The following is a 23,647-nucleotide window of genomic DNA, read 5'->3' as shown; positions in this document are numbered from 1 at the left end:
TGCTGATCGCGCAGGGCCAGTTGCTGGTGCCCCGGTCGATCAGCTAGTGCGGCTGTTGAGCAAGCGGAATACAAACATGCCCGCAAGCATTGCGAGCACAAACACCAGTCCGCCTGGTTCCAGTGCGCCCGTAGCGACAATACCCGGACCGGGGCAAAAGCCGGCCAGGCCCCAGCCGATGCCGAACACCAGGCTGCCGAGCAGCAGACGCCGGTCTAGTTTTCGATTGCCGGGCAAGTGAACAGGTCCGCCCAGTACTGCGCGCTCACGTTTCCTTGCGATGGTAAACGCTGGTAACCCCACGGCGATGGCGCCGCCCATCACCAGTGCCAGTGAAGGATCCCAGGCACCAAAGAGGTCGAGGAAGCCGAGTACTTTCTCTGGATTGGCCATGCCAGAGAGCAGCAGGCCAACGCTGAAAATCAGACCGGCAATGAACGCGGAAATCGTCGCTTTATTCATGGCTTCAGCCCCCCAACAGATGACGCACGATATAGACGGTGGTAAAGCCACCCAACATGAATGTCATGGTGGCGGCCAGCGACCGCGGTGACAGTCGCGATAGCCCACAGACGCCGTGCCCGCTGGTGCAGCCCGACGCATAGCGGGTACCAATACCCACCAGCAGGCCGGCGGTAATAAGAACCGGGTAGCTTGCGTGGATCTCGATGAGTGGCAGGGCGTAGAACAGCCCCCAGATCGCCGGGCCTGTCAGTAGGCCGAGAATAAAGGCCAGCTGCCAGCCGCGATTGCCCTGGGTATCGTGACCGTTATTCATCAGTCCACCGAGAATGCCCGAGATACCAGCTATGCGTCCGTTCATCAGGATCAGCCACCCACTGGCGAGTCCAATCAGGACGCCACCGGCGAGGGCGGATAGGGGGGTAAATGCGTTCCAGTCTATGTTCATGGTGGCGTGTTACTCCGCGCAATACAGTTGATACAGGGTTTGCAGTAGGGCCAGGACTTTCGGGTCGGCAACTTGGTAGTAGACCCGCTTGCCTTCCTTGCGAGAGGTAACCAGGCCTTCCCGACGCAAAATGCCCAGCTGCTGCGACAGGCTTGGCTGCCGTATATCCAGTCGCTCTTCGATGTCACTCACACACAGCTCCTCCTGGCTTAGCTGGCAAAGCAGCAGCAGTCGATCCTGGTTTCCCAGTGAGCGCAGCAGGAGCGAGGCCTCCCCCGCGGCATCGCGCATTTTGTCTAGCTGGAGCTGGCTGGTATCGGGCATGGAGGCAATTGCTCACTGATTGAGAGAGATCGATAGCGATACGCTAATAGTTGCGGAAAAAATATTATATTGAAAAGTATAGTATTGGAAGATATATTTCTCAGGGTTATTATCTTATATCTAAATTGCATAACTTGTTTTTGCGATAGATTTTTGCGACAGACAGACCGGAGCCGACCATGACCGCAACTGAAGCTCGCCCGCAGGTACAGGCCTTCCTTGATCCCGGGACCGAAACCTGGAGCTACGTGATTTACGACCGGGTTGGTGGGAGTGCCGCGGTGGTCGATGCGGTGCTGGACTTCGACCAGGCGTCCGGTCGTACCTGTACCGGTGGCGCGGAGAAGATCGTCGCTTTTGTGCGTGACAATGACCTGACCGTTGAGTGGGTGCTGGAAACCCATGCCCACGCCGATCACCTGTCTGCGGCACCGTTTATCCGCGAACAGCTCGGCGGCAAGATCGCGATCGGCGACCATATTCGCCAGGTGCAGGGCATTTTCCGCGAGGTGTTTAACCTGGAAAAAGAGTTCCTGGTGGATGGCTCCCAGTTTGACCACCTGTTTCACGATGGCGACACCTTCAATATCGGCACGCTGGAAGGGAAGGTGATCTACGTGCCGGGCCACACGCCTGCGGATATGGCGTGGCTTATTGGCGACGCGCTGTTTGTTGGCGATACCCTGTTCCTGCCGGACGTGGGCAGCGCTCGCTGCGACTTCCCCGGTGGCGATGCCCGGGCACTGTACCAATCGGTGCAGAAACTGCTGTCGCTGCCGGAGGACACGCGCATGTACATGTGTCACGACTACCCGCCAAACGGAGCCCGCGAACATCAGTGTGAAACCACCGTGGGCGCGCAGAAACGCGACAACATTCACCTGCATGACGGTATCAGCGAAGACGAATTCGTGAAAATGCGCAGCGCCAGGGACGCAACCCTGGGGATGCCGCGCCTGATCCTGCCGTCCATTCAGGTCAATATCCGTGCAGGACAAATGCCGCCGGCGGAAGACAACGGCACCGTGTACTTGAAAGTGCCAATCAACAAACTGTGATAACGGGAGTGCTCGAATGATGGATAGAAAGCAGTTGGACGAACAGGTATCCGTATCTGCGGAACCCGCACTGGAAGAGATGGCGTCTCTGGCTGAGACCGGAGTGGAGGTCGTCGTGTGCAATCGCCCCGAACAGGAGGCGGAGGGGCAACCTTCCTTTGCCGAGCTGGAGCAGGCGGTTAGCGCGGCAGGCATGACGTTTGTCGCCATACCTTTTTCCCGTGGCCAGATGCAACAGGCGCACAGTGAGGAATTTGCCAGCCTCTTGCGCAGTGGTAAAAAAGTCCACGCCTTCTGTCGTACCGGTAACCGCTCTTGCAACCTTTGGGCGGCAGCGGGTTGCCTGAACGGAATGGATAAAAAAATACTGCATCAGGCTGCACAACAGGCGGGCTTCGATATCAGCGGCATACTGGTGACCTACTGAAGCGCGCGTTCTGAGAAACTATGCGGTGGGGAATGCCCCCGAGGATTTACGCTGGTGAGAGAAGTTTCCAATAACGGTTTGCAGCGCAGCATTGGTCGGTTTCTTCCCGCCGCCAATTGGTTGCCCGTATATTCAATGGGATCCCTGCAAAGGGATCTGCTCGCGGCCGTCATTGTCACCATCATGCTGATTCCGCAGTCTCTGGCCTATGCATTACTGGCTGGATTGCCGCCTGAGGTGGGGCTTTACGCGAGTATCGCACCGCTGGTCGCTTACGCGATGTTTGGCTCCAGCAGCACCCTGTCGGTGGGGCCGGTTGCTGTTGCCTCGTTGATGAGCGCAGCGGCTCTTGGCCAGGTTGCCGCTCAGAATGCCGCAGACTATCTTGTGGCAGCGACGCTGCTAGCTACCTTGTCCGGTCTGTTTCTCCTGTTGCTGGGCGTGTTGCGCTTGGGCTTCCTGGCCAACTTCCTTTCTCACCCGGTGATCTCCGGATTTATCACCGCCTCCGGTGTGCTGATCGCATTTAGCCAGCTGAAGCACCTGATGGGGATTCCGGCAAACGGAGATAACTTGCCGGCATTCCTGCACTCCATGTACACCGGTATGGGCGAGACGAATTTGTATTCGCTGCTGTTGGGCGGGGGTGTCGTCCTCTTTTTATTCTGGTCACGTGCCGGTGCCGTGCGCTTGCTGCAGCGTCTCTCTGTGTCAGAAAGCACTGCCGCGCTGCTGGTGAAAGCCGCACCCGTCGTGGGAGTGCTCATTACCATTCTGCTTGCCAGCGGACTGGACCTGGAGGCCCGGGGCGTAAAACTGGTGGGAGAAATACCCAGCGGATTGCCGAGTTTTGGCTGGCCGAATTTTTCCATGGAACTCGTTCGGCAACTGTGGCTGCCCGCCGTCATGATCTCGATCATTGGTTATGTGGAATCCATCTCCGTCGGCAAAACCCTGGCGGCCAAGCGCCGCCAGAAGGTGGACATGAATCAGGAGCTGATTGGGCTCGGTACCGCCAATCTGGCATCCGGTGTGTCTGGCGGCTTCCCGGTTACCGGGGGCTTTTCCCGTTCCGTGGTCAACTTTGATGCGGGTGCGGAAACGCAAATGGCCAGTGTGTTTACCGCACTGGGCATTGCGCTGGCGGCAATGTTCCTAACCCCATTTCTCTACTATCTGCCCAAGGCAACACTGGCGGCGACCATTATTGTTGCGGTGCTGGCCCTGGTGGATTTTTCCATTTTGCGGAAAACCTGGCGCTTCTCGCCCAGCGACTTCTTTGCGGTGTTGGTTACCATCGTCGTCACTCTGTTGTTCGGGGTAGAGGCGGGGGTTTCCTGCGGTGTCGGCGCATCTGTGGTGTTGTTTCTGTACCGCACTTCCAAACCGCATATTGCCGAAGTTGGCCTGGTGGAGGGCACCGAGCACTTTCGCAATATCAAACGACACAAGGTTGTTACGGTGCCCCAGGTTCTCGCGATCCGCGTGGACGAGAGCCTGATGTTTTCCAATGCCGCGTTTCTGGAAGAACGAATTTATGCGGATGTTGCCGCCAATGCGGACATTCGCCACGTGATCCTGATTTGCAGCGCAGTCAATGAGATTGACTGGAGTGCATTGGAAACGCTGGAATCCATCAATATCCAGCTGGCGGAAACCGGGGTTTGCTTACACCTTTCGGAGGTGAAAGGGCCGGTGATGGATAACCTTGAGCGCTGTGGCTTTCTGAGGGAAATCTCCGGGAAAGTGTTTTTTACACAGTTTCAGGCATTTAACGAACTGCGTGAGAACACCGAGGGGTGCTCAAGGTGAATGCCATAGTTTAACTAGGGTTATGATGAAAACAGATAGGGAAACAGTGCCTGTTTTTCTTCATCGCTGAGTGATTCGACCCGCACAATATTGTTGTGAGGAATGGATCCCGGGTCCGGGTAGTTTTTCAGTCCGTGCTCAAGGCTCACCTCGCGCAGTATGTGCAAAATAGGGTAGGGCGCGCGGTTGGTCAGGTTCTCCGCGTCTTCCGGTTGTGTATCCGCAAACTGGTAGTGAGGATGGAAGCTGGCAATCTGGTAAGTGCCTTCGTGGCCCTCGCGTTTGAGCAGTATTTCCGCCTCGCCAAGAAAAAAATTGTAATCGTGAAAGTCCTGCAAGTGGTTTGGGACGACCAACAGCGAAGTTTCCACCTCGGTTTCGCCACAACGATCCAGAACCTCAAACTCCTGTTGTAGATCTTCCAGCAATACCTCATCACTAGTGGCATCGCTCACGACAAAACGTATCTGACCTGCGCGCATTGGTTTGCGCGCGAAAGGGCAAAGATTGAGGCCCACCACCACATCCTGCAGCCAGCGCTGCACCTGGGCGATGACAGGGTCGCTGTCAGTCATGTTTGTACCAGTTGCCAATCCAGGTGCCGGGTTACCACATCAGATCGTCGGGGATTTCGTAGCCCGCGTAGGGGTCGTCTTCCTCTGGTGCGGCGCTGCTGTTTTCCGGTGGCTGTACCACCATGGCGGGATTGCGCTCGGCAATCTTGTCGGCGACGATTTTCGGTACCAGCTCAAAGTGTTCGCCTTCGCCCACAATAAGCAGTCGACCGGCAACCAGGTGGTCCTGTACGGCGGCGGACACATAGATCTTCTTGACCTTCTTGTCGAAGGTAAAGTGGTAGGCAATATCGTTTTTGCCGTTGGCACCTTTGGGCTGCTTGTTGCGCTCGATCAGCTGTTTGACCTGGGCGAGGATAGCCTTTTCCTGGGCGGCGGCTTCGCGCTGGGCGTTTAGCTCGCGGTCACGGGCGATCTTGGCGGCGCGAGCCTGTTCGGCGGCGAGCTTGGCCTCGTCAACCTGGGCCTCGCCAGACTTCTTGGCCACCTTGTTCTGTTTGCGCTTTTCTTTGCTGATTTTCTTGGCTTTCTTGCCGTCTACCAGACCTGCATTGAGCAGTTGGTCCTGGAGTGATGCCATCTCTGTTTACCTGCTGGGGATCTTCTGGCGGGAATTCTAGCGGATTTGGGGTGGGGAGCGCAGTAAGTTAGACGATCTTGGCGTTGTTCGGGGTGCTGGCGGTGCCGCTACCGGGCCCTGGCTTGTGCGGTGGTCCCGGTAGTAGCGCCGCCACGAAAGTGCTTCAAAGCGACAGATCTTTTAGTTCTGGGTAAACACCAGCTTGGCTGTTATCGGCACAATCGGGCTGATGCTGTCGAGACCAGCGACTTCGCGCAGTTTTTCGATGCCTTCGAGCAACTTGTAATTGCCGGCGTTAACGATAATTGGTGCGCTGGTGGTTACCAGTAGCTTGCCGCCTTCCAGGCCAGTGACCTGCAGGGCTGCTTTTTCAGTTTTTGTCTCACCGTGGACGTTAACAGTAACATCCGCGTCAACGGCCATGCTCTGGCCGGCTTTCAGCGCTTTCAGTTTTGCTGTGTCGACACTGGTACTGATGGTCGCTTTGGCGAATTTCGTGGTGTTGAACAGCATCTTCTGCATGCGTTCGTTACGGATCGGGATGTTGGTCTCAACCGTGGCCAGATCAATGGTCAGCTCTGCCTTGCCATCATCGGAGATGCTGCCGTTCAGGCCTTTAAAGTGGTGCATCTCGGCAATATTCGCTTTTTTCACGGAAACAAAGTTCACGCTGGAGGCGTCGCCGGCCAGTTGCCAGTCGGCGAGCGCAGAAACGGGTAGTACAAGCAGGGATGCCAGGGCAATGGACTTGAAAGACATGGTGATTCTCCTGTTTCAGCGCACAGTTGTAGTCCGCTGTTTCAACCAATGGTAGCTAAGGTCGACCAGAATCGACCCAACAGTTCCAAGTGAGAAACACTATCAGTCAGTGTGCCTGCTGGCCAGAGATAGTCGGTGTTTGCCGCAAAAAAAGCCGGCAAATGCCGGCGTAAGGTTGAGGATGTTTCCCGTAAATGACAGAAGGTGTTCCCCACAGGGAGGGGTCGGGTATCGACCGGAGGCCGATACCCGGGATGCGCTGTTAGAGCGGCGCGATCAGCTTGCCATCGCCACTTCCGTGGGTTCGCTGGGCGTGTTGTCGACGGGGTCATCCACAGAGTTGCGGATCAGATAGTCGAAAGCACCCAGCGCCGCAGAGGCGCCCGCACCCATGGAGATGACAATCTGCTTGTAGGGCACAGTGGTGGCGTCACCCGCGGCAAACACGCCGGGCATGGAGGTGGCGCCGCGACTGTCGATCTCGATCTCGCCGACCCGGTTCATTTCCAGCTCACTGCCTTTCAGGAACTCGGTGTTGGGCACCAGGCCGATCTGTACAAATACACCAGCCAGCTCCAGCTTTTTGCTGTCGCTGCTCACACGGTCGGTGTATTGCAATCCATTCACCTTACTGCCGTCGCCGAGTACTTCGGTGGTCTGGGCGTTGGTAACGATGTCGATATTCGGCATAGAGCGCGCCTTGCGCACCAGCACTTCGTCGGCGCGCAGGGTGTCGGCAAATTCCAGCACGGTGACCTGCTTGACGATACCGGCGAGATCAATCGCCGCCTCGATACCGGAGTTGCCGCCGCCGATCACGGCCACGTGTTTGCCCTTGAAGAAGGGGCCGTCGCAGTGGGGGCAGTAGGCCACGCCCTTGGTGCGGTATTCCGCCTCACCGGGGACGCCCAGCTCGCGCCAGCGGGCACCGGTAGCAAGCACCACGGATTTGCTTGCCAGCGTCGCGCCGCTCTCCATTTGCAGCTGGATCAGCTTGTCGCGCTTCAGCTCGGCGGCACGCTGACCGGTGATGATGTCCACACCGTACTCTTTGACATGCTGCTCCAGGCTCGCGGCCAGTTTCGGGCCCTCGGTGTAGGGCACGGAGATAAAGTTTTCGATCCCCACGGTATCCATCACCTGGCCACCGAAGCGCTCGGCGACAAGTCCGGTGCGAATGCCTTTCCGGGCCGCGTAAATCGCTGCAGCGGCACCCGCCGGGCCACCGCCCACAACCAGTACATCGTAGGGTTCGCGTTCGTTCAGCTCTTCCGCTTTGCGCGCCTCGGCGCCGGTATCAATCTTGGCGACGATTTCTTCCAGATCCATGCGGCCCTGGCCGAAGTGTTCGCCGTTCAGGTAGACCGCGGGTACCGCCATGATCTGGCGCTGGTCCACTTCTTCTTGGAACAAAGCACCGTCGATCATTTCGTGGGTGATGCTCGGGTTCAGTTTCGCCATCAGGTTCAGCGCCTGCACTACGTCCGGGCAGTTCTGGCAGGACAGCGAGATATAGGTTTCAAAGTGGAATTCACCCTGGAGTTTGCGGATCTGCTCCTGCAGTTCCGGGGCCGCCTTGGACGGGTGACCGCCGGCTTGCAGCAGGGCGAGCACCAGGGAGGTGAATTCGTGTCCCATGGGGATACCAGCGAAGCTGACCCGCGTGGTTTCTCCTGCGGGCGCAATGGCCATGCTCGGGGTGCGCTTGCGGCTCTCTTGCTTCAATTCAATCTTGCTGGAGAGGCCGGCAATTTCGCTGGCGAGATTGTTCAGTTCAACAGCCTTGGGGCTGCTGTCGGCGGACACACTGATCTCGATCGGAGTGACGATATTCTGCAGATAGGTGTCCAATTGTTTCTTTACGTTTGCGTCCAACATCGGTGTGTCCTGAAGTTCGGTAATTCGTGGTTTTTGCGAAGTCTTGGGGCGGTACTGCTGACGGGTGCAGCCTTGCGAAACACGCCGTGAACCCATCCATGGGGGCTCTTCCGCGAGGTCCCTCTCGCGGAAGGTTTCGCAAGGCTGCCCCCGTCATCAGCACCTGCTCGGGGACTTCACTGCTTCGTAAAAGCGAAGTAGTACTTAAATTTTGCCTACGAGGTCCAAGGAAGGAGCGAGGGTTTCTTCACCTTCTTTCCACTTGGCCGGGCAAACTTCACCCGGGTGGGCGGCAACGTACTGGGCGGCCTTGATCTTGCGCAGCAGGTCCTGAGCGTCGCGGCCAATACCGCCAGCGTTGATCTCAACGATCTGGATCTTGCCTTCCGGGTCGATCACGAAGGTGCCGCGGTCGGCGATGCCTTCTTCCTCGATCATCACACCGAAGTTGCGGGTGATGGTGCCAGTGGGGTCGCCGATCATCGGGAATTGGATCTTGCCGATGGTGTCGGAAGTGTCGTGCCACGCCTTGTGGGTGAAGTGGGTGTCGGTAGACACGGAGTAGATCTCGACGCCCAGTTTCTGGAATTCGGCGTAGTTGTCCGCCAGGTCACCCAGCTCGGTGGGGCATACGAAGGTGAAGTCCGCCGGGTAGAAGAAGACCACAGACCACTTGCCTTTCAGGTCCGCGTCAGACACATCGAAGAAGTCACCAGACTGGTAGGCCTTGGCGTTGAACGGTTTGATTTCGCTGTTGATGTAGTTAGCCATGGTATTTCCTTATCTCCTGAGAGAAATTTTGCCCTGTGTTTTGGGCATGGGTTGTTGGGTACGAGGGAAATACTATTAGCGATTGATTGTTAATTAAAATTATTGATTTATATGGCGGTGATTGCTGTTGGCTATCATGGTTGCCATTCGGATAGTTTTTGCGTTCTGGAAGGTGAGGCGCGCATGCCCTGGTCTGGGTGAGGGGCGGGCCCACTTGCAGCGGCGCTGAGGGCGCTAGAGAGCTGGCGGCGCTGTTTTTGTATTCGGCGGGTATTGATCTACGCTTGTCAGGCGTGTTTACACGCACGGCGAGTCCGGTCAGATAAAAATGATAAAGTGCGGTAATCGCCGACTGCCCCGGTGGCGCTCCCGCCACTTGGCAACCTGAAAACAAAAAATATCTGGCCTACCCGCGCTCGTCGGAAAATCACCGCACGTTACTCGCCATGTAGCCAAGGAGCGCGTTATGAAACTTGCCATACTCTCTCGAGGCCCCAACTGTTACAGCACCCGTCGTTTGAAGGAGGCCGCGGTCAATCGCGGTCATGATGTCAGCGTGCTGGATACCATTAAATTCGCCATCGACCTTGAGCGCGGCGCCCCCGACCTCTACTACCGGCAAAAGCAAATTGCTGATTTCGATGCGGTATTGCCGCGTATCGGCGCCTCCATTACCTATTACGGCACGGCGGTTGTACGCCAGTTTCAGGAGATGGATGTCTTTTGTGCAAATACCGCCCACGGTATCAACAACTCCCGCGACAAGTTGCGCAGCCTGCAACTACTTAGCCGGCATCAAGTCGGCATTCCCCGGACCACCTTTGTGCACAACAAAAAAGACGTATTGCCGGCGATCGAGCGCGTGGGCGGGGCGCCGGTGGTGATCAAACTGATTGAAGGGACCCAGGGTATCGGCGTCCTGTTGGCCGACACCGTTAAACAGGCGGAAGCCATCATCGAGTTGCTGCAGGCGCAAAAGCAGAATGTGCTGATCCAGAAATTCGTTGCCGAGAGCAAGGGCAAGGATATCCGCGCGTTTGTGGTGGGCGACCGGGTGGTGGCCGCCATGCGCCGAGTGGCGCAGGGGCAGGAATTTCGCAGTAACGTGCACCGCGGTGGTATAGCGGAGCCCGTGGACTTGCCGCAGGAGTATATCGACACCGCCGTGCGAGCCACCCAGATTATGGGGCTGCAGGTGGCGGGGGTGGATATGCTGGAAGGCAGTACTGGCCCGCAAATTCTCGAAGTGAACTCCTCTCCCGGGCTCGAGGGTATCGAAACCTGCACCGGCCTCGATGTGGCGGGTGCGGTGATTGAATATATTGCCGCGCAGGTGGATTTCCCCGAGATCGATGTGCGCCAGCGGCTGACGGTCAGCCGAGGCTACGGTGTCAGCGAAATCTATATCCCGGAAGGGTCCAGGTTTGTGGGCAAGACGATTGCCGAGACTCAGCTGGATGAACACGACATCAATGTGCTTACCCTGTACCGCGGTGCGAAGATCATTCCAAACCCCAAGCACTCGAGAGAGCTTGAACCAAACGACAAACTGTTGTGTTTTGGCAAGCTGGAAGCCATGCGTGGCATGGTGCCCGCCAAGACTCGCCGCCGCCGTCAGCCAGAGGTTGCGGACCTGCCCGCGGATGCCTATAGCACTGCGGATGCCGAGGTGCTGGAGTAGCCGACAGGGCTGGACTGAGTGCTCGGGTGAGCGCCGGCTATTTGTGCCAACGGTTCGCTATCCGGGCGGCGCGGCCTGTGATTCACTCTTCCCGTAAAATCGGAGCGCTGGCCAGCCCCATGGCGGCCGGCGCGATCACGCGAGCGGGTCGCTGGCGCTGATCCACAGACAGTTATCTGGATTTAAGCAATGGACACCGAGTTCGATTTAGCAAGCACGTGGCCGCATTGGCAGGCCGCACTCACTTCGCCAGAGGCGTTCAGCCAGGCCGTCATCATTCTGCTGGTCTACGGGCTCGCCTGGGTTTTGGCTCAGCGTATTCTGAAGCTGCTGCCGGTGTTGGCAGGTCCGCCGGCGTCTCCGGAAAATCAGCCTTTTCGCCTGTTGCTCTTCCGCTGCGGAAAGTTGCTGTTTCCACTCCTCGCGATTTTACTGCTGAAAATAGCGGCGGCGTTTGTCCCTATGGTGAGCGGCGGTAATTGGCTGGTGCAGTTTGCGCTGGCAGTGGCGCTGGTGCTGCTATTCCGCTCGTTCGTGCGCACGGTGATCCGCAATGGCACGGTGGCGAAGCTGTTTCTCTGGGTGGGGATGCCGATCCTGTTCCTCTATGTGCTGGGGGTGTTGGATGACGTGGTACAGGTGTTGGACTCAATGGCCATACAGGTGGGGAATATTCGCCTGACCGCCTATGGCATTGTGCGCACCGCCATCTTTGGCTCGCTGTTGTTTTGGCTGGGGCGGGTCTCCAATTCCACCGGGCAGACCATCATTCGCAAGCAGGAAACCCTGGATTTCCGCACCCGTGAAGTTGTGGCCAAACTGTTTGAGATTGGCCTGTTCGTCATTATCGCGGTGCTGATTCTGCAGTTGATGGGGATCAACCTCACTGCGCTTGCCGTGTTCGGTGGCGCGGTAGGTGTGGGTATTGGCTTTGGTCTGCAGACAATTGCCTCGAATTTCATTTCGGGGATCATCATTATCCTCGATCGCTCGGTATCCGTCGGTGACTACATCGAGATGGAGGATGGCCGTAAGGGGCTGGTGACGCAGCTCAATATGCGCTCGACTACACTGGAAACCTTCGATGGCAAAGACATCGTGGTGCCCAATGAAAAGTTCGTATCGAATTCCTTTATCAACTGGACGCACAAAAATAAGAAACAGCGCTACCGTGTGGACTTCGGGGTTGGCTACAACACCAACGTCCGCGAGTTAGTGGAAATCATCAAGGAAACCGTTACCAGTCATCCCAAAGTCTTGAGCGGCCCTGAGGTGGCCTTTGAAGAGCGCCCCGACTGTGAAATCGACAGTTTCGGTGATAACGGGGTGAATATGTTTGTGGAGTTCTGGATGGAGGGGATCGATGACGGGCGCAACCGGGTCGGTGGTGACCTGTTGTTGATGATCCTCGAGACTCTGCAGGAACATGGCATCGAGATTCCATTTCCGCAACGCGATGTGCGCCTTGTTAGTGTGCCGGAAAAGAAGGTTCCGGTGGACGCCTGATTCCCGTGGGTTGTTAACCCGCGCCCTTCAGACCCACGTCAGCATCGCCAGCCCGGCCAGTGAGCCCATCACCGCCAGGGCGAGCAGAGCAACCAGTCCGTCCTGGGCAACCAGCGCCAGCCCGAATGCGGTCAGTGCTAGCCCGGCGATGGTGGCGGAGAAGGGCAGTAGCTCCATAACCGGTAGCGCCGCCGCGATCGCCGTACACAGAAGTGCGGTGAGGTAGGTGCCAACGCGATGCACCAGTGCGGGCAGGCGGGGTTTCAGCCAGCGGTCGATGAACGAAGCCGGCCGTTGCAGCCAGCGCAGGGCGCGGTGGAAGCGGGGGCCGGCAATGGATTTCCTTAGCAGCCACTGCGGTAGCCACAGGTGGCGCCGCAGCATCAGCATTTGCACCGAGGTGAGCAGTATCAGAAGCCCCATCAGGGTGGGAACGCCGGGGATACCTGAAAGCGGGGAGAACAGAATGAGCCCGGCAACCAGCAATAGCGGGGCAAAAGAACGCTGCCCCAATGCCTCAAGGACCTGTGCAAGAGACACACGACCCTTTGCACGAGTTCCCTGCTCCAGTTGAAACAGCAGTTGCGTCAGGTTCCTGATTTCTTCCTGCATTTCCGGGCGCTGTGGTTTCATGGCTGATGGGTCTGAGTGTGGCGCTGGTGCCACTCCAGGGCAAACACCGTCAATGATGGCAGCATGGTCAGTGTTACCACCGTTGCACCGATAATCCCCGCCATCACAATCACACCCACCCCGCGATAGAGTTCCGTACCGGCCCCGGGCAGAAACACCAGTGGGGCAAGGCCAAAGATGGTCGTGAGTGTAGATATCGCAATCGGGCGCAGGCGGGAGTCCACGGCCTCCTGAACCGCCGCTACTGCCTCCATTTCGTCTTCCTTCACGTTGGCTATGGCCCGGTGCACGATCAGGATCGGGTTGTTGACCACGGTACCCATGAGTATGAGAAAGCCCAGCATGGAGATCATGTCGAACGGCTGATGGACCCCTTCGAAACCCATGCTGCGCAGAATCGCGCCCACCAGATTCAGCAACGCGAGACCGGCGATACCCCCGGCAATGCCCAGGGGAATGGTGGTCATGATTAGCAGCGGGTAACCCCAGTGGGCAAAGATGGCGACCATCAGCAGATAGATGATGGCGAGTGCCACCAGGTAGTTACTGCTGAGCGAGGCGCGGGTGGCATCCAGTTGATCGGCAGCGCCGGAGATATTCAGGGATACGCCGCGGGGGATCTGTCCGTTGTCCCGCATGTACTGGACCAGTTGCGTACGCACCGCGGCCACGCCGGTTTCCAGGGCCACAGAGCGGGGCGGGATAATATTCAGGGAAACGGTGCGACGGCCGTCGATACGGCGCACCGTGGCGGTGTCTACGGACTCTTCGATATGGGCCAGCTCCGACAGCGGCAGTACGGCGCCGGTGGGGGTGTAGACGAAGATCTGTTCCAGGGTCTCGACCGTGGCCTCCGGCCCCTGCTGGTTGTAGAGGTAAATATCGATCTTGTCGTCGTCCAGAAAGAACTCATTGACGAAGGCACCATCGGTCAGCGCGGCCACCGCAAAGCCGATATCTTCCGCACTCATGCCCACTTCCGCGGCACGCTCCCAGTTCGGTTTTACTTCCAGTAGTGGCTGGGCCAGAGACAGGCTGGCGGGCTGGGTCTGAATATTCGGGTTGTCGAAAATTTCCTGCGCGCGGCTGTAGGCGGTGCGGGCAACCTGATACAGGTCTGCCAGGTTGGCTCCAGAAATATCCAGGTTCACACTGCGGGTGCCGCCATCATTGCTGCTGATAATTGAGCCGCGGGTGGCGAAGGCACGCATGCCGGGGTAACTCTCGTATTTGCGCACGATGGCGTTCATCAGCTCGTCGATGTGCCGCGGGTCTTTGGTTTCGGCAATAATGCGCAGGCTCTGGGGCGAGACCCGGATGATGAAAAATCTCATTGCCGGTACTTCCGCCTCACCGCGCTCAAACACCTCTGGTTGCTGATCCAGAAATGGCAAAAAGTACTCCTGCAGCTCCAGACCGATTTCTTCCATGGTGGCCAGGTTGTAGCCCGGCGGCGCGTTCATACTGGCAAAGGTTTTGGCTTCTTCGCCCTCCGGCAGGTACTCAGCGGGCGGGGTGAGTAATACAACGATGGCCAGGCTGGATAGCGCGGTGATGGCGATACAGAAAAGCCGGCGTGTGGGCGACGCCAGTAACCAATGAATCCGGTCGATTACACCGCGGCGGAGCCTGCTGTGTGCCAGCTTGTCGGTGGTCTGTTTTTTGGGGTTGCTATCCAAGGTGCTGTCGAATTTCAGGCGTGCACTGGCGGTGGGGATTACCGTAATTGCCACCAGCATAGACACCAGAATCGACGCGGAAATGGCGATTGCGATATCCGAATAGAGCTGGCCGGCTTCCTCGGCTATAAACACCACTGGCAGAAATACCATCACCGTAGTGAGCGTAGACGCGAGCACGGCGGGCCAGACTTTTTTAACGCCGCTGATGGCGGCCTGCAGTCGATCCAGGCCGCGGCGGCGCTCCAGCTCGATACTCTCCAGCACCACGATGCTGTTATCCAGTGTCATGCCAATTGAAAAGGCGACCCCGGCGAGCGAGATCACATTGATGGTGCGCCCTGCAATCAGCAGGCCGATAAACGCGGCGATGGTACAGATGGGAATACCCACCACACCCAGTGCGGTGGTTCGGAGGGAGCGCAGGAAGGCATACATGATGGCGGTGGCTAACAGGGCGCCCAGCGCCAGGTTCTTCCACACGTTGAATACCGACGACTCGACATAGCCTACATCGTCGGCGGTCAGCGCCAGCTGCATGCCCTGGGGTTCCAGCAGTTCCTTATTGATCTGTGTAACCGCCTGCATCATGGCTCGCTTGATGGCTATCACGTTGGAACCACTTTCCCGGCGAATGGAAAGAAAGATCACCGGCTGCCCGTTAACGTAGGCACTGCTGCGAACCTTGAAGTGGTCCAGCTTGATCTCGGCCACATCCCCAAGGCGCACAATACCGTCGCCATCGCGGCGCAGGATGAGCGCGCGCAGCTCCTGGAGGTCTTTGAAGCGCCCCAGGGTGCGCAACAGGTAGCGTCGTTTACCGCTTTCCACCTCGCCACCGGATATATCCCGGTTGCGGGCGCTGATCGCCGCCCGCACTTCGGTAAGCGTGAGGTTGCGCTCGGTCAGGCGTTCCGGCTTGAGGCGAATCTGGATCTGGCGCTCCGCGCCGCCATATACATCCACCTGCGCCACCCCGGGCACGCCAGACATACGTGGGCGCACATTGTCTTCCACATAGTCCCGCAACATATCCATATCCAGTTCGCGCGGATTGCCCGGCAGGGGCGCGACTCGATAATACATAAACGCATTGGAGGAAAACGAAGTCGCGTAGACCCGTGGTTCGTCCACATTTTCGGGGTAAGAGGGTACTTGGGTGAGGGCGTTGTTGACGCGAATCTGGGTCTCCAGAATGTCCACACCGAAGGGGAATTCGAGTTCGATGTCGGCCGAACCCAGATCGGCGGTGGACTGAAGTTCCTGTAAATAAGGAATGTTGCGCAGATATTCTTCTTGCTCGATCAGGATTTCCTTTTCGATATCCTGTGGTGTAGCTCCGGGCCAGCTGGTACGGATGGAGATGGTGCGCACCTCCAGATCGGGAATCATCTGTACCGGGATACGGAAGGCGGCAACCAGGCCGAGGATGGCGATAATCAACACCGATACCGTCACCAGAATGCCGTTCTTGATGATCTGTTCGAACATCAGCGGCTGCCTGGCCCGGGATCGGATTTTGTTGCGCGCGTGAGCACCACCTTCTGCCCGGGCTGCAGGCTTTCGTTGCCCCGTACTATCACCCGCTGGCCTGCTTCCAGGCCGGATTTGATTTCGATCAGCCCGTTAAAACCGAGTCCGGTGGTCACCTGCCGCTCCTGCACTTGAGCGGTTGAGCCCCAGGTACTGTCTGGCGCTGCAGTCCATACGGTGACGCGCCCATCCGGGTAGCGCAATACCGCATCCCGGGGCACGGCGACCCCCTCTCGGTCGCTTTGCAATTGCAACACGGCGGACACAGACATGCCCGGTATCAGGGTATGGCGATCTTGTGTGTTGGGGGTGATGCGCGTACGCAACAGAAACGTGCGGCTGCCGCTGCGGCTCACCGGGATTTTGTGTTCTACCCGGGTATCCAGCGTGTGGCCGGTGTCGAGGGTGGCGCGTACACGGGTTTGCGGGCGAAGGCGGGGAAAGAAGCGCTGTGGCACCTGAAAGTCTGCGCGCAGGGACTCCGTATCGACCAGCTCGAACAGAGCGGTCCCCGGTTCCACCCACTCTCCCAGATCCACCTCGCGCAGGCTGATGGTGCCGGAGAACGGTGCTTTTACCTGGTGGCGCTGGAGCAGGGCACCCAGGCGCGCGGTTTCCACCTGGGCCGCCTGCAGTTGTGCGCTGCGCTCGCGTACTTCTGACCCCAGGCTTTCCACTTCCGTCTCGGCCACATGATTGTCGCCCACCAGCCGTTGCAGTTCCGCCAGACGCCGCCGGCTGTCTGCCAGTGTCTCCCGCACCCGATCCACCTCGGCCAGTGCGGCATCGCGGCTGATACTGGTGAGTTCCGGGTCCAGTTTCAGCAGGGGGGCGCCTTTTTGTACCCGGTCGCCGATATCTGCGTGGATATCCTCAATCAAACCTGCCACTTCCGCGGAAATCAGCGCCTGCCGCAGAGGGTTGATGGTACCGGTGACAGGCACCTCTTCAACGATTGGCCGCTGTTGCGCTACAACGGCCTCAACGGCAATGGGGGCCGTTGCGGTGATGTCGTCTGCCGCTCGCACTGGAAAAGTGGCGAGGGCAACGCACAGGGCTGCAGTGAAGAGTTGGAATGGCCGCATGAGAAAGAATCATTAAAAGACTCACGCTAGTGTAGTAATCACGCGACAGGCCGTAGCCCATGAATAAGCAAAACCAATAAGGTTGATTTGCGGTATTTATCGATGAGTCGTGAGAATTGCGAATTTCCAATGGAATGCTATTTGTTGGCGCGAGATGACCTTTGTTGCACCGTCAGTCGCAATGTTAGTGCCTATATTCAAGACCAGCGAAATCCAAGAATAGAAAAACCCAGAGCGAATCTGCGACCTATTTTCCGGAGGCACTGACATGTTCAAAAACGCGATTCCATTATGCACGGCCATTGCAATGACGGTGGCGACACTTTCTGCCAGCTTGCCAATTTGGGCACAAGAAAAGCCAATGCCGGCGGTGCCCGCAGGTGAGCCCAAACCCAATAGCTTCTGGTGGCCCGATGAGCTGGATCTCTCGGTACTGCGCGCCAATGGCCCGTCCTCCAATCCGCTGGGTGAGGACTTCGATTACGCCAAGGCATTCAACAGCCTCGATTACAACGCCCTGAAAAAGGATATCGAAAAAGCCCTCACCACCTCCCAGGACTGGTGGCCGGCGGACTACGGTCATTACGGCCCGTTGATGATCCGCATGTCGTGGCATGCCTCGGGCACCTATCGCGTCGTGGATGGCCGTGGGGGTGCCGGCGGTGGTCAGCAGCGCTTTGAGCCTCTGAACAGCTGGCCGGACAATGTGAGCCTGGATAAAGCCCGCCGTCTGTTATTGCCCATCAAACAGAAGTACGGCAACAAGATCAGCTGGGCGGACCTGATGGCGCTCACCGGTAATGTGGCCATGGAATCCATGGGCTTTGAAACCTACGGCTTTGCCGGCGGACGCGAGGACGACTGGGAAGCGGACCTGGTGTATTGGGGCCCGGAAACCAAATGGCTGGACGACAAACGCTACAAGGGTGATCGGCAGCTGGAGAAACCATTGGCCGCAGTGCAGATGGGACTGATTTACGTCAACCCGGAAGGTCCCAATGGCAACCCGGATCCGATCGCTGCGGCAAAAGACATCCGCGAAACCTTCGGGCGGATGGCCATGAATGACGAAGAGACGGTGGCACTGATTGCCGGCGGTCACACCTTCGGCAAAGCCCATGGTGCGGTCAAACACGATTGTGTGGGCAAGGAGCCCGCCGCTGCAGGTCTCGAGGAGCAGGGTTTTGGCTGGCAAAACAAATGTGGTTCCGGCAAGGGTGTGGATGCCTTCACCAGTGGCCTTGAAGGCGCCTGGTCGGTAAATCCCATTCAGTGGAGCAATCAGTACCTGGAGAACCTGTTCAAGTTCGAATGGGTAAAAACCAAAAGCCCGGCGGGCGCCACCCAGTGGATTCCCAAAGACGGGCAGGCGGCCAACCTGGTGCCAGACGCCCACGACAAGTCCAAGCGCCACGCACCGATCATGTTCACCACGGATCTGTCGCTGAAGATGGATCCGGAATACAAAAAAATCTCCCAGCGGTTCCTGGAAAACCCCGATGAACTGCAAAAAGCCTTCGCCAAGGCCTGGTTCAAACTGCTGCACCGGGATCTTGGGCCGAAATCCCGCTACCTGGGCCCGGAAGTCCCCAAGGAAGATCTGCTCTGGCAGGATCCAATTCCCGCGGTGGATTACACCCTGATCAGCGAAAGTGACGCGGCCAGTCTCAAGAAGAAAATCCTGGCATCGGGCCTGACGGTACCGGAGCTGGTGCGCACCGCCTGGGCGGCCGCCGCCTCGTATCGTGATTCTGATGCGCGCGGCGGCACGAATGGTGGGCGAATTCAGTTGGCACCACAGAAAGATTGGCCGGTAAATACGCCGGCGGAATTGTCCAAGGTGCTCTCCAAACTGGCGAGTATCCAGGAGGATTTCAACGGCTCTCTGGGCGGTGGTAAGAAAGTTTCTTTCGCCGATACCGTGGTCCTGGCGGGGAATGCGGGCGTGGAAGAAGCGGCGAAAAAGGCCGGCTACAGCGTAACCGTACCGTTCAAGCCCGGTCGCAATGATGCCACCGCCGAGCAGACGGATGTGGAGTCTTTCGGCTGGCTGGAGCCCCGCGCAGATGCCTTCCGCAATTACTACGGCAAAGGCAATGTGCTGTCGCCAGCGGAAGCCATGGTCGACAAGGCCAGTATGCTGGATCTGACGGTGCCGGAAATGGCGGTGCTGGTCGGTGGTATGCGTACCATGAATACCAACAGCGACAAGTCCGCCAATGGCGTGTTTACCGACAAGCCCGGCTCCCTCAGTAACGACTTCTTCGTCAACCTGGTGGATATGTCCACGGTGTGGAGCAAGTCCGGTGAAAACCTGTATGAGGGTAAAGACCGCAACACAGGTAAGGTCAAATGGTCCGCCACACCGGTGGATCTGATTTTTGGCTCTAACGCGGAGTTGCGCGCCGTGGCGGAGTTCTATTCGGCCGACGATGCCAAGCAGAAATTCGTCGATGATTTTGCCAACGCCTGGCACAAGGTGATGAACCTTGGGCGTTAACGCTTTCGGCTCTTTATTGAATCCAATGGGCGCCCTGAGGGGCGCCTTTTTTTTAGCGCCAGCAGTGATCCAGCCACTGAAATTTGCGTACCATACTGAGAAATTCCCGGGGAAACGGAGACTCGATGTCTGTCCTGCACCAAGTACCAAAAACAGTACCTAAAAAAGTACCAAATCTGGCCATCTTGAGTTTTGTGGCAATCGCTCTGGCCATGTTGCAAGTGAGCGGCGTCTCGGCGGCAGAGCTGCAAGTGCGCGTGCTGAACCCACCGACCGAGGGCGCCCTGGTTTTTCAGGTCTATGACGACCCGGATGCGTTCGGCGATTTTCGCAACCCAATCCGGGAAGTTGTGCAACCAGTCAACTCGGAGGGCGTCTACCAGCTCACGGGTTTACCCTCTGGCGCCGTGGCATTGCTTGTCTACGCCGATCACAACAATAATCGTGCGCTTGATCGCACGTTTATCGGTATTCCCAAAGAGCCAATCGGCCTGTCCAACGGGTACCGCCCAAAAGGTCCACCCAGCTTCCAGCGCGCGAGTTTCCCGCTGGCGGAGACAGAAACCAAATCTGTCTCGGTCGAGCTGTATCAGGTTCTTGGTGAGTCGGGCCAGTGGGGTGTGGGTCTCGGGGTGATTGGCCGCAGTAGCCCGTATGTGGGTTCAGACTCCACAGTGACTCAGGTGATTCCCGCTATTACCTATTTCGGCGAGCGCCTGCAGTGGGTCGGCCCCAGCTTGCGTTATGGTCTCTGGGGCAGCGATACGTTCCGCTTCGCGGTCAATGCTACCTATCGGGTTGGCGCTTACGAGGAAAACGACAGCCCGGCTCTTGTGGGGTTGGGTGACCGGGATGGCACACTGATGGCCGGGGTCGGGTTGGTCTACGACGGCCCACACAGAATCGATGTGGATTTTCGCTATCAACACGACGTACTCGACCGTTTCGGCGGTGGCACCGCCGAACTGCGGCTTTCCAGAGGGTTTCAGACCGGCACTGTCAGCTGGGCGCCGTCCATTGGGGTGAACTGGTTGAGTAGCGATCTTGCCAACTATGATTTTGGCGTGCCAGCCTGGGCCGCTTTGCCCGGCCGCCCCGTTTACGATGTGGGCAGTACCGTAACCGTGGAAGCGGGTATTGGCGGTATGCTGGAAATAACCGAGCACTGGCGGCTGGTGTTGGATGTCAATGCCGAGTATCTCGGCGATGATATATCGGATAGCCCCATTGTGGGCGACGATTATGTGCTCAAGGGCTTTGCCGCGTTGACCTATACGTTCTGACTGTTTGGCCTGCGATGCTGTTAAAACAGCCCCATCTGGGGCTGTTTTGCGTTGAAGTTCAGCACGGGTGCTTGCGGTAGGCGGGCGTGCAGCAGTTCGCTCCAGAGGGTGACCAGATTCAGTGCGTCCCCATTGTCCGGCATATGGATAAACATAAACGGCCGTTGTCCCTGCTCGATCCACTGCGCCACGCGCTCGACCCAGGGCGTTAGATATTCCCGGTTGCTCTCCAGGTCAGGGTGGCCGATATAGCGAATTACCGGTGGCGCATCCACCGGCAGCAGGTGCACCGGTACATTGGGTTTCTTGCGCTGGGCGTCGATCATCGACGGAGACTCCGCTTTTGCCGCAAACAGACCGCGGCTGTCCAGGCATACTCGGGCACATTTGCGCTCCCGCAGCCCGCGGTTCAGCGTGCGCTCTGCATCGCCTTTGTGAAAAAACGCAGGGTGGCGGACTTCCACCGTACAGGTCAGCGGCGGTGGCAATTCATCGATAAAGCGCCACAGGTTACTGAGGTGCTGAGGCCCGAAATTTGCCGGCAGCTGCAGTAGAAATGGGCCCAGTACATCGTATAGCGGCGAAACAATTTCAAAAAAGTCCCGTACGTCCTTTTCCGGTGGCGCCAGCAAATGGTCGTGGCTGATACTGCGCGGGAATTTCAGCAAGAAGCGAAAATCATCGGAAACCTGACTCCGCCACTGTGCACATTGCGCCTGACTCGGGGTGGCGTAGAACGTCGTATTCCCTTCCACGCAGTTCAACACCTGACTGTAGCGTTCGAGAGGCGCCGAGCCCGCGGGCAAGCGGGCATTCCACGCGGGGTGTTGCCATTGGGGGCAGCCGAGGAAATAGGGGAGATTCATGGTTTCGCAGTGATAAATATTCTCGCGCAAATGTAATGAGGTCGATCTACAAGTCAAGTCTGCACTTTTACTTTTATATCATTAGAATGCGCGGCCTTTTGGCAGGTCATAATTGTGCATGTTCGCGTCACATTTGACCTGTGCGTTTGAGCTTGAAGAGGTTGACTGAGATTCTATGATCGTATTTACCCTGACCAATGAAGATACGGATCAAGTATGGGTGGGCACCGCGCGCGAAGGGATTACCCCGGAGGACCGCTTTCAGCAGATCCAGGCTGCGCTTCCGTTGGGCATCGATCACCCCTTTTTTGACGAGCTAAAGAAATTCGGTGCATCCTCCTTTACCCCAAGCCTGTTTGCCGTTGCTGAAGACCGCATCGAGCTGCTGGAGATGGTGGACGAGGCGCTGGACTCGCTCAACGCCAAAAGCCTCGTTGGCATCAAGACTGTAAAGCCCGGCACTACCCAGTCCGCCCTGGCGCCCAAGCCGAAGCCACGAGCGAGTCGTGTCAAGGCCACGTCCGGCGCATCCGCGAAACCCAAGACCGCAAAGCCAGTAAAAGAAAAGCTTGCGACCGGCCGCACCGGCAGTGCCGCCAAAGAGCGCGCAATCAAGGAAGGTATTGAAGCGGAAAAAGCGCGTATTGCTGCCGCGAAAGCGAAGAAGGTGCAGGAAGAAGCGGATGAAATGAAGCGTATTCTCGCAGGGCTGGATGCCCGCGGATCGACGCTCTCCCGTCGTTGATTCAGCATTGCTGTTAATGCCCGACTATCTCAGGGGCTGTTGCTGAAAATGGCCCCTAAACCGGTGTATAGAAGCCCTCTTTATCCAGCGCCGCGCGTATCTGGCTTACCTTTGTATTGCTGATCTGACGGTAGTCGGGGTAGGGCGTCAGAAGTATCCGTTTTTTACAGTCGATGGCTATGTCAGGGGCTTCTGGCAGCGGTGGCGCGTTCAGGCCATCGAGATCGAAACGCTGTATATTTTCTTTCCCACCAATCCAGTGCCATGTACTCCGATCCACCAGTGCTTCGGCAAAGCACAACGCGGTATGCTGAAACAAGGCGCCGTCGCGAAAGCGGCGCCAATCCTCATCCGGGCTGGCTACCTTGGCCAGAAGCGTCACAATTTTACGCCAGTGGTTGGAATTGTTCTCCATCAATAGCCCGGCATCGGGCGTGTTTACCAGTTGATCCAGGCCCTGTGGGCGATGGGGAAGGTAGAGCACCAGTGATGGGGTGTCAGTACCCAGGTAATTGAACGTAGGCATTGGCGTTCCCGATCAAAGTAGTGTGCAGGTTGCTCTGGTGTTTTGATGAAATGCCGCAATCAGCGAATAACGTAAAAATTCGGAGCAGGTTGTCAGGTAGTCTTTGATCCAGAATTGAATATCTTCGGTATCGAGCTGCAGATCGTTCGTGACGAAACGACACAGCACCACATCTTCGGAGTCCCGCACTTTGTCGTCGTCGGTGACGACAACGGTTAGCGTTGACGTGTCGGCCGCCCAGCCGAACAGCAGATACCTTGAATCGTCCTGAACGGAGCGCTCCAGAAGTTCACAGGCCTTCGCAATACTGGCATCGATGGCACTCTGCACCTCCTGCTCCGATGCGCAATTGATCATCGAACGATGAATGATTTGTTCGCGATCCTTCCCCTCTGCAGCATCCGTCGGCCCAGACTCTTTACTGATTTCCCAGTTCAATTTCATAGTCGCTCTTCTCCGTCAAAGGTTTGTCAGCAGCGAAAAAAAAGCCCCGCTTTTACAAGCGAGGCTTTCTGT

22 protein-coding genes and 1 pseudogene are annotated in these 23,647 nt (G+C 57.6%); 9 read left to right on the top strand and 14 right to left on the bottom strand.

The window, feature by feature from the left end; genetic code table 11:
• Positions 1-39: 39 nt before the first annotated feature.
• From Q1A74_RS05695 to Q1A74_RS05685, 3 genes are read right to left on the bottom strand one after another with little or no spacing between them, the layout of a single operon-like run.
• A complete protein-coding gene (locus Q1A74_RS05695) occupies positions 40-462 on the bottom strand; it encodes a DUF6691 family protein (RefSeq protein ID WP_299593310.1) in 423 nt (140 codons plus the stop codon).
• A gap of 4 nt (positions 463-466) precedes the next feature.
• Positions 467-910 (bottom strand): YeeE/YedE family protein, encoded by a 444-nt coding sequence (locus tag Q1A74_RS05690; protein ID WP_299593307.1) that lies wholly within the window; start codon positions 908-910, stop codon positions 467-469.
• Positions 911-919: 9 nt separating this feature from the next.
• The gene (locus Q1A74_RS05685) at positions 920-1,234 is read right to left on the bottom strand and encodes a helix-turn-helix transcriptional regulator (protein WP_299593304.1); all 315 of its coding nucleotides are present in this window, start codon (positions 1,232-1,234) and stop codon (positions 920-922) included.
• A 179-nt stretch (positions 1,235-1,413) separates the two neighbouring features.
• Between Q1A74_RS05685 and Q1A74_RS05680 the strand changes: the two genes are divergently transcribed.
• From Q1A74_RS05680 to Q1A74_RS05670, 3 genes are read left to right on the top strand one after another with little or no spacing between them, the layout of a single operon-like run.
• On the top strand, positions 1,414-2,292 hold the full coding sequence (locus tag Q1A74_RS05680; RefSeq protein ID WP_299593301.1) for an MBL fold metallo-hydrolase: 879 nt from the start codon (positions 1,414-1,416) through the stop codon (positions 2,290-2,292).
• 16 nt (positions 2,293-2,308) lie between these two features.
• On the top strand, positions 2,309-2,719 hold the full coding sequence (locus tag Q1A74_RS05675; RefSeq protein ID WP_299593298.1) for a TIGR01244 family sulfur transferase: 411 nt from the start codon (positions 2,309-2,311) through the stop codon (positions 2,717-2,719).
• A gap of 54 nt (positions 2,720-2,773) precedes the next feature.
• Positions 2,774-4,531, top strand: a complete 1,758-nt coding sequence (locus Q1A74_RS05670) for a SulP family inorganic anion transporter (protein WP_299593295.1) — start codon at positions 2,774-2,776, stop codon at positions 4,529-4,531.
• Positions 4,532-4,551: 20 nt separating this feature from the next.
• Here Q1A74_RS05670 and Q1A74_RS05665 read toward each other — a convergent pair whose 3' ends face one another.
• From Q1A74_RS05665 to ahpC, 5 genes are all read right to left on the bottom strand, one after another.
• On the bottom strand, positions 4,552-5,106 hold the full coding sequence (locus tag Q1A74_RS05665) for a DUF1415 domain-containing protein (protein WP_299593292.1): 555 nt from the start codon (positions 5,104-5,106) through the stop codon (positions 4,552-4,554).
• 31 nt (positions 5,107-5,137) lie between these two features.
• Entirely contained in the window at positions 5,138-5,686 is a 549-nt protein-coding gene (locus Q1A74_RS05660; protein WP_299593289.1) for a DUF2058 domain-containing protein, read from the bottom strand.
• Positions 5,687-5,866: 180 nt separating this feature from the next.
• A complete protein-coding gene (locus Q1A74_RS05655) occupies positions 5,867-6,445 on the bottom strand; it encodes a YceI family protein (protein WP_299593286.1) in 579 nt (192 codons plus the stop codon).
• Positions 6,446-6,721: 276 nt separating this feature from the next.
• Complete coding sequence (gene ahpF / locus Q1A74_RS05650; protein ID WP_299593284.1) at positions 6,722-8,323, bottom strand: alkyl hydroperoxide reductase subunit F; 1,602 nt, start codon at positions 8,321-8,323, stop codon at positions 6,722-6,724.
• A 204-nt stretch (positions 8,324-8,527) separates the two neighbouring features.
• The gene (gene ahpC / locus Q1A74_RS05645; protein WP_078083780.1) at positions 8,528-9,094 is read right to left on the bottom strand and encodes an alkyl hydroperoxide reductase subunit C; all 567 of its coding nucleotides are present in this window, start codon (positions 9,092-9,094) and stop codon (positions 8,528-8,530) included.
• Positions 9,095-9,560: 466 nt separating this feature from the next.
• Between ahpC and Q1A74_RS05640 the strand changes: the two are divergent.
• The 3 genes and pseudogenes from Q1A74_RS05640 to Q1A74_RS05630 form a co-directional block, all read left to right on the top strand.
• A pseudogene (locus Q1A74_RS05640) lies at positions 9,561-10,418 on the top strand (RimK family alpha-L-glutamate ligase); the annotation flags it as partial.
• The gene (locus tag Q1A74_RS05635) at positions 10,392-10,775 is read left to right on the top strand and encodes a cation:proton antiporter regulatory subunit (protein ID WP_299593867.1); all 384 of its coding nucleotides are present in this window, start codon (positions 10,392-10,394) and stop codon (positions 10,773-10,775) included. The pseudogene Q1A74_RS05640 and the gene Q1A74_RS05635, both read left to right, overlap by 27 nt.
• Before the next feature lie 189 nt (positions 10,776-10,964).
• Entirely contained in the window at positions 10,965-12,281 is a 1,317-nt protein-coding gene (locus Q1A74_RS05630; protein ID WP_299593267.1) for a mechanosensitive ion channel domain-containing protein, read from the top strand.
• A gap of 27 nt (positions 12,282-12,308) precedes the next feature.
• On the opposite strand, the gene Q1A74_RS05625 is transcribed toward Q1A74_RS05630, so the two are convergent.
• The 3 genes from Q1A74_RS05625 to Q1A74_RS05615 are packed head-to-tail and all read right to left on the bottom strand — an operon-like array spanning position 12,309 to position 17,211.
• Positions 12,309-12,914 (bottom strand): exopolysaccharide biosynthesis protein, encoded by a 606-nt coding sequence (locus Q1A74_RS05625; protein ID WP_299593264.1) that lies wholly within the window; start codon positions 12,912-12,914, stop codon positions 12,309-12,311.
• Entirely contained in the window at positions 12,911-16,084 is a 3,174-nt protein-coding gene (locus Q1A74_RS05620; protein ID WP_299593261.1) for an efflux RND transporter permease subunit, read from the bottom strand. The genes Q1A74_RS05625 and Q1A74_RS05620 overlap by 4 nt, the downstream gene beginning before the upstream one ends.
• A complete protein-coding gene (locus Q1A74_RS05615; protein WP_299593258.1) occupies positions 16,084-17,211 on the bottom strand; it encodes an efflux RND transporter periplasmic adaptor subunit in 1,128 nt (375 codons plus the stop codon). Before Q1A74_RS05615 ends, Q1A74_RS05620 begins: the two co-directional genes overlap by 1 nt.
• A 268-nt stretch (positions 17,212-17,479) precedes the next feature.
• Between Q1A74_RS05615 and katG the strand changes: the two genes are divergently transcribed.
• Both katG and Q1A74_RS05605 read left to right on the top strand, forming a co-directional pair.
• Positions 17,480-19,711 carry a catalase/peroxidase HPI gene (gene katG / locus Q1A74_RS05610; protein WP_299593255.1) on the top strand — a complete coding sequence of 744 codons (2,232 nt, stop codon included), beginning with the start codon at positions 17,480-17,482 and terminating at the stop codon, positions 19,709-19,711.
• Positions 19,712-19,836: 125 nt separating this feature from the next.
• The gene (locus Q1A74_RS05605; protein ID WP_299593252.1) at positions 19,837-20,994 is read left to right on the top strand and encodes a MipA/OmpV family protein; all 1,158 of its coding nucleotides are present in this window, start codon (positions 19,837-19,839) and stop codon (positions 20,992-20,994) included.
• A gap of 20 nt (positions 20,995-21,014) precedes the next feature.
• On the opposite strand, the gene Q1A74_RS05600 is transcribed toward Q1A74_RS05605, so the two are convergent.
• Positions 21,015-21,860 carry a DUF72 domain-containing protein gene (locus Q1A74_RS05600; RefSeq protein WP_299593249.1) on the bottom strand — a complete coding sequence of 282 codons (846 nt, stop codon included), beginning with the start codon at positions 21,858-21,860 and terminating at the stop codon, positions 21,015-21,017.
• A 175-nt stretch (positions 21,861-22,035) separates the two neighbouring features.
• Here Q1A74_RS05600 and Q1A74_RS05595 point away from each other — a divergent pair, with 175 nt between their 5' ends.
• Positions 22,036-22,605 (top strand): hypothetical protein, encoded by a 570-nt coding sequence (locus Q1A74_RS05595; RefSeq protein ID WP_299593246.1) that lies wholly within the window; start codon positions 22,036-22,038, stop codon positions 22,603-22,605.
• Between the two features lie 55 nt (positions 22,606-22,660).
• Here Q1A74_RS05595 and Q1A74_RS05590 read toward each other — a convergent pair whose 3' ends face one another.
• Positions 22,661-23,131 (bottom strand): hypothetical protein, encoded by a 471-nt coding sequence (locus Q1A74_RS05590; protein ID WP_299593243.1) that lies wholly within the window; start codon positions 23,129-23,131, stop codon positions 22,661-22,663.
• Between the two features lie 12 nt (positions 23,132-23,143).
• Entirely contained in the window at positions 23,144-23,575 is a 432-nt protein-coding gene (locus tag Q1A74_RS05585; protein ID WP_299593240.1) for a hypothetical protein, read from the bottom strand.
• Positions 23,576-23,647: the final 72 nt, after the last annotated feature.

This window comes from uncultured Microbulbifer sp. (assembly GCF_947504145.1).
Lineage (GTDB): Bacteria > Pseudomonadota > Gammaproteobacteria > Pseudomonadales > Cellvibrionaceae > Microbulbifer.
This window is presented reverse-complemented; position numbering and strand designations above follow the sequence as displayed.

What these genes read in the sequence shown, in the direction of transcription:
- ahpC (WP_078083780.1), bottom strand. Translation starts at nt 9,094, where the DNA reads ATGGCTAACTACATCAACAGCGAAATCAAACCGTTCAACGCCAAGGCC.
- Q1A74_RS05625 (WP_299593264.1), bottom strand. Translation starts at nt 12,914, where the DNA reads ATGAAACCACAGCGCCCGGAAATGCAGGAAGAAATCAGGAACCTGACG.
- Q1A74_RS05680 (WP_299593301.1), top strand. Translation starts at nt 1,414, where the DNA reads ATGACCGCAACTGAAGCTCGCCCGCAGGTACAGGCCTTCCTTGATCCC.
- Q1A74_RS05690 (WP_299593307.1), bottom strand. Translation starts at nt 910, where the DNA reads ATGAACATAGACTGGAACGCATTTACCCCCCTATCCGCCCTCGCCGGT.
- Q1A74_RS05585 (WP_299593240.1), bottom strand. Translation starts at nt 23,575, where the DNA reads ATGAAATTGAACTGGGAAATCAGTAAAGAGTCTGGGCCGACGGATGCT.
- Q1A74_RS05695 (WP_299593310.1), bottom strand. Translation starts at nt 462, where the DNA reads ATGAATAAAGCGACGATTTCCGCGTTCATTGCCGGTCTGATTTTCAGC.
- Q1A74_RS05685 (WP_299593304.1), bottom strand. Translation starts at nt 1,234, where the DNA reads ATGCCCGATACCAGCCAGCTCCAGCTAGACAAAATGCGCGATGCCGCG.
- Q1A74_RS05655 (WP_299593286.1), bottom strand. Translation starts at nt 6,445, where the DNA reads ATGTCTTTCAAGTCCATTGCCCTGGCATCCCTGCTTGTACTACCCGTT.
- Q1A74_RS05620 (WP_299593261.1), bottom strand. Translation starts at nt 16,084, where the DNA reads ATGTTCGAACAGATCATCAAGAACGGCATTCTGGTGACGGTATCGGTG.
- Q1A74_RS05600 (WP_299593249.1), bottom strand. Translation starts at nt 21,860, where the DNA reads ATGAATCTCCCCTATTTCCTCGGCTGCCCCCAATGGCAACACCCCGCG.
- Q1A74_RS05605 (WP_299593252.1), top strand. Translation starts at nt 19,837, where the DNA reads ATGTCTGTCCTGCACCAAGTACCAAAAACAGTACCTAAAAAAGTACCA.
- ahpF (WP_299593284.1), bottom strand. Translation starts at nt 8,323, where the DNA reads ATGTTGGACGCAAACGTAAAGAAACAATTGGACACCTATCTGCAGAAT.
- Q1A74_RS05595 (WP_299593246.1), top strand. Translation starts at nt 22,036, where the DNA reads ATGATCGTATTTACCCTGACCAATGAAGATACGGATCAAGTATGGGTG.
- Q1A74_RS05630 (WP_299593267.1), top strand. Translation starts at nt 10,965, where the DNA reads ATGGACACCGAGTTCGATTTAGCAAGCACGTGGCCGCATTGGCAGGCC.
- Q1A74_RS05665 (WP_299593292.1), bottom strand. Translation starts at nt 5,106, where the DNA reads ATGACTGACAGCGACCCTGTCATCGCCCAGGTGCAGCGCTGGCTGCAG.
- katG (WP_299593255.1), top strand. Translation starts at nt 17,480, where the DNA reads ATGTTCAAAAACGCGATTCCATTATGCACGGCCATTGCAATGACGGTG.
- Q1A74_RS05660 (WP_299593289.1), bottom strand. Translation starts at nt 5,686, where the DNA reads ATGGCATCACTCCAGGACCAACTGCTCAATGCAGGTCTGGTAGACGGC.
- Q1A74_RS05675 (WP_299593298.1), top strand. Translation starts at nt 2,309, where the DNA reads ATGATGGATAGAAAGCAGTTGGACGAACAGGTATCCGTATCTGCGGAA.
- Q1A74_RS05615 (WP_299593258.1), bottom strand. Translation starts at nt 17,211, where the DNA reads ATGCGGCCATTCCAACTCTTCACTGCAGCCCTGTGCGTTGCCCTCGCC.
- Q1A74_RS05590 (WP_299593243.1), bottom strand. Translation starts at nt 23,131, where the DNA reads ATGCCTACGTTCAATTACCTGGGTACTGACACCCCATCACTGGTGCTC.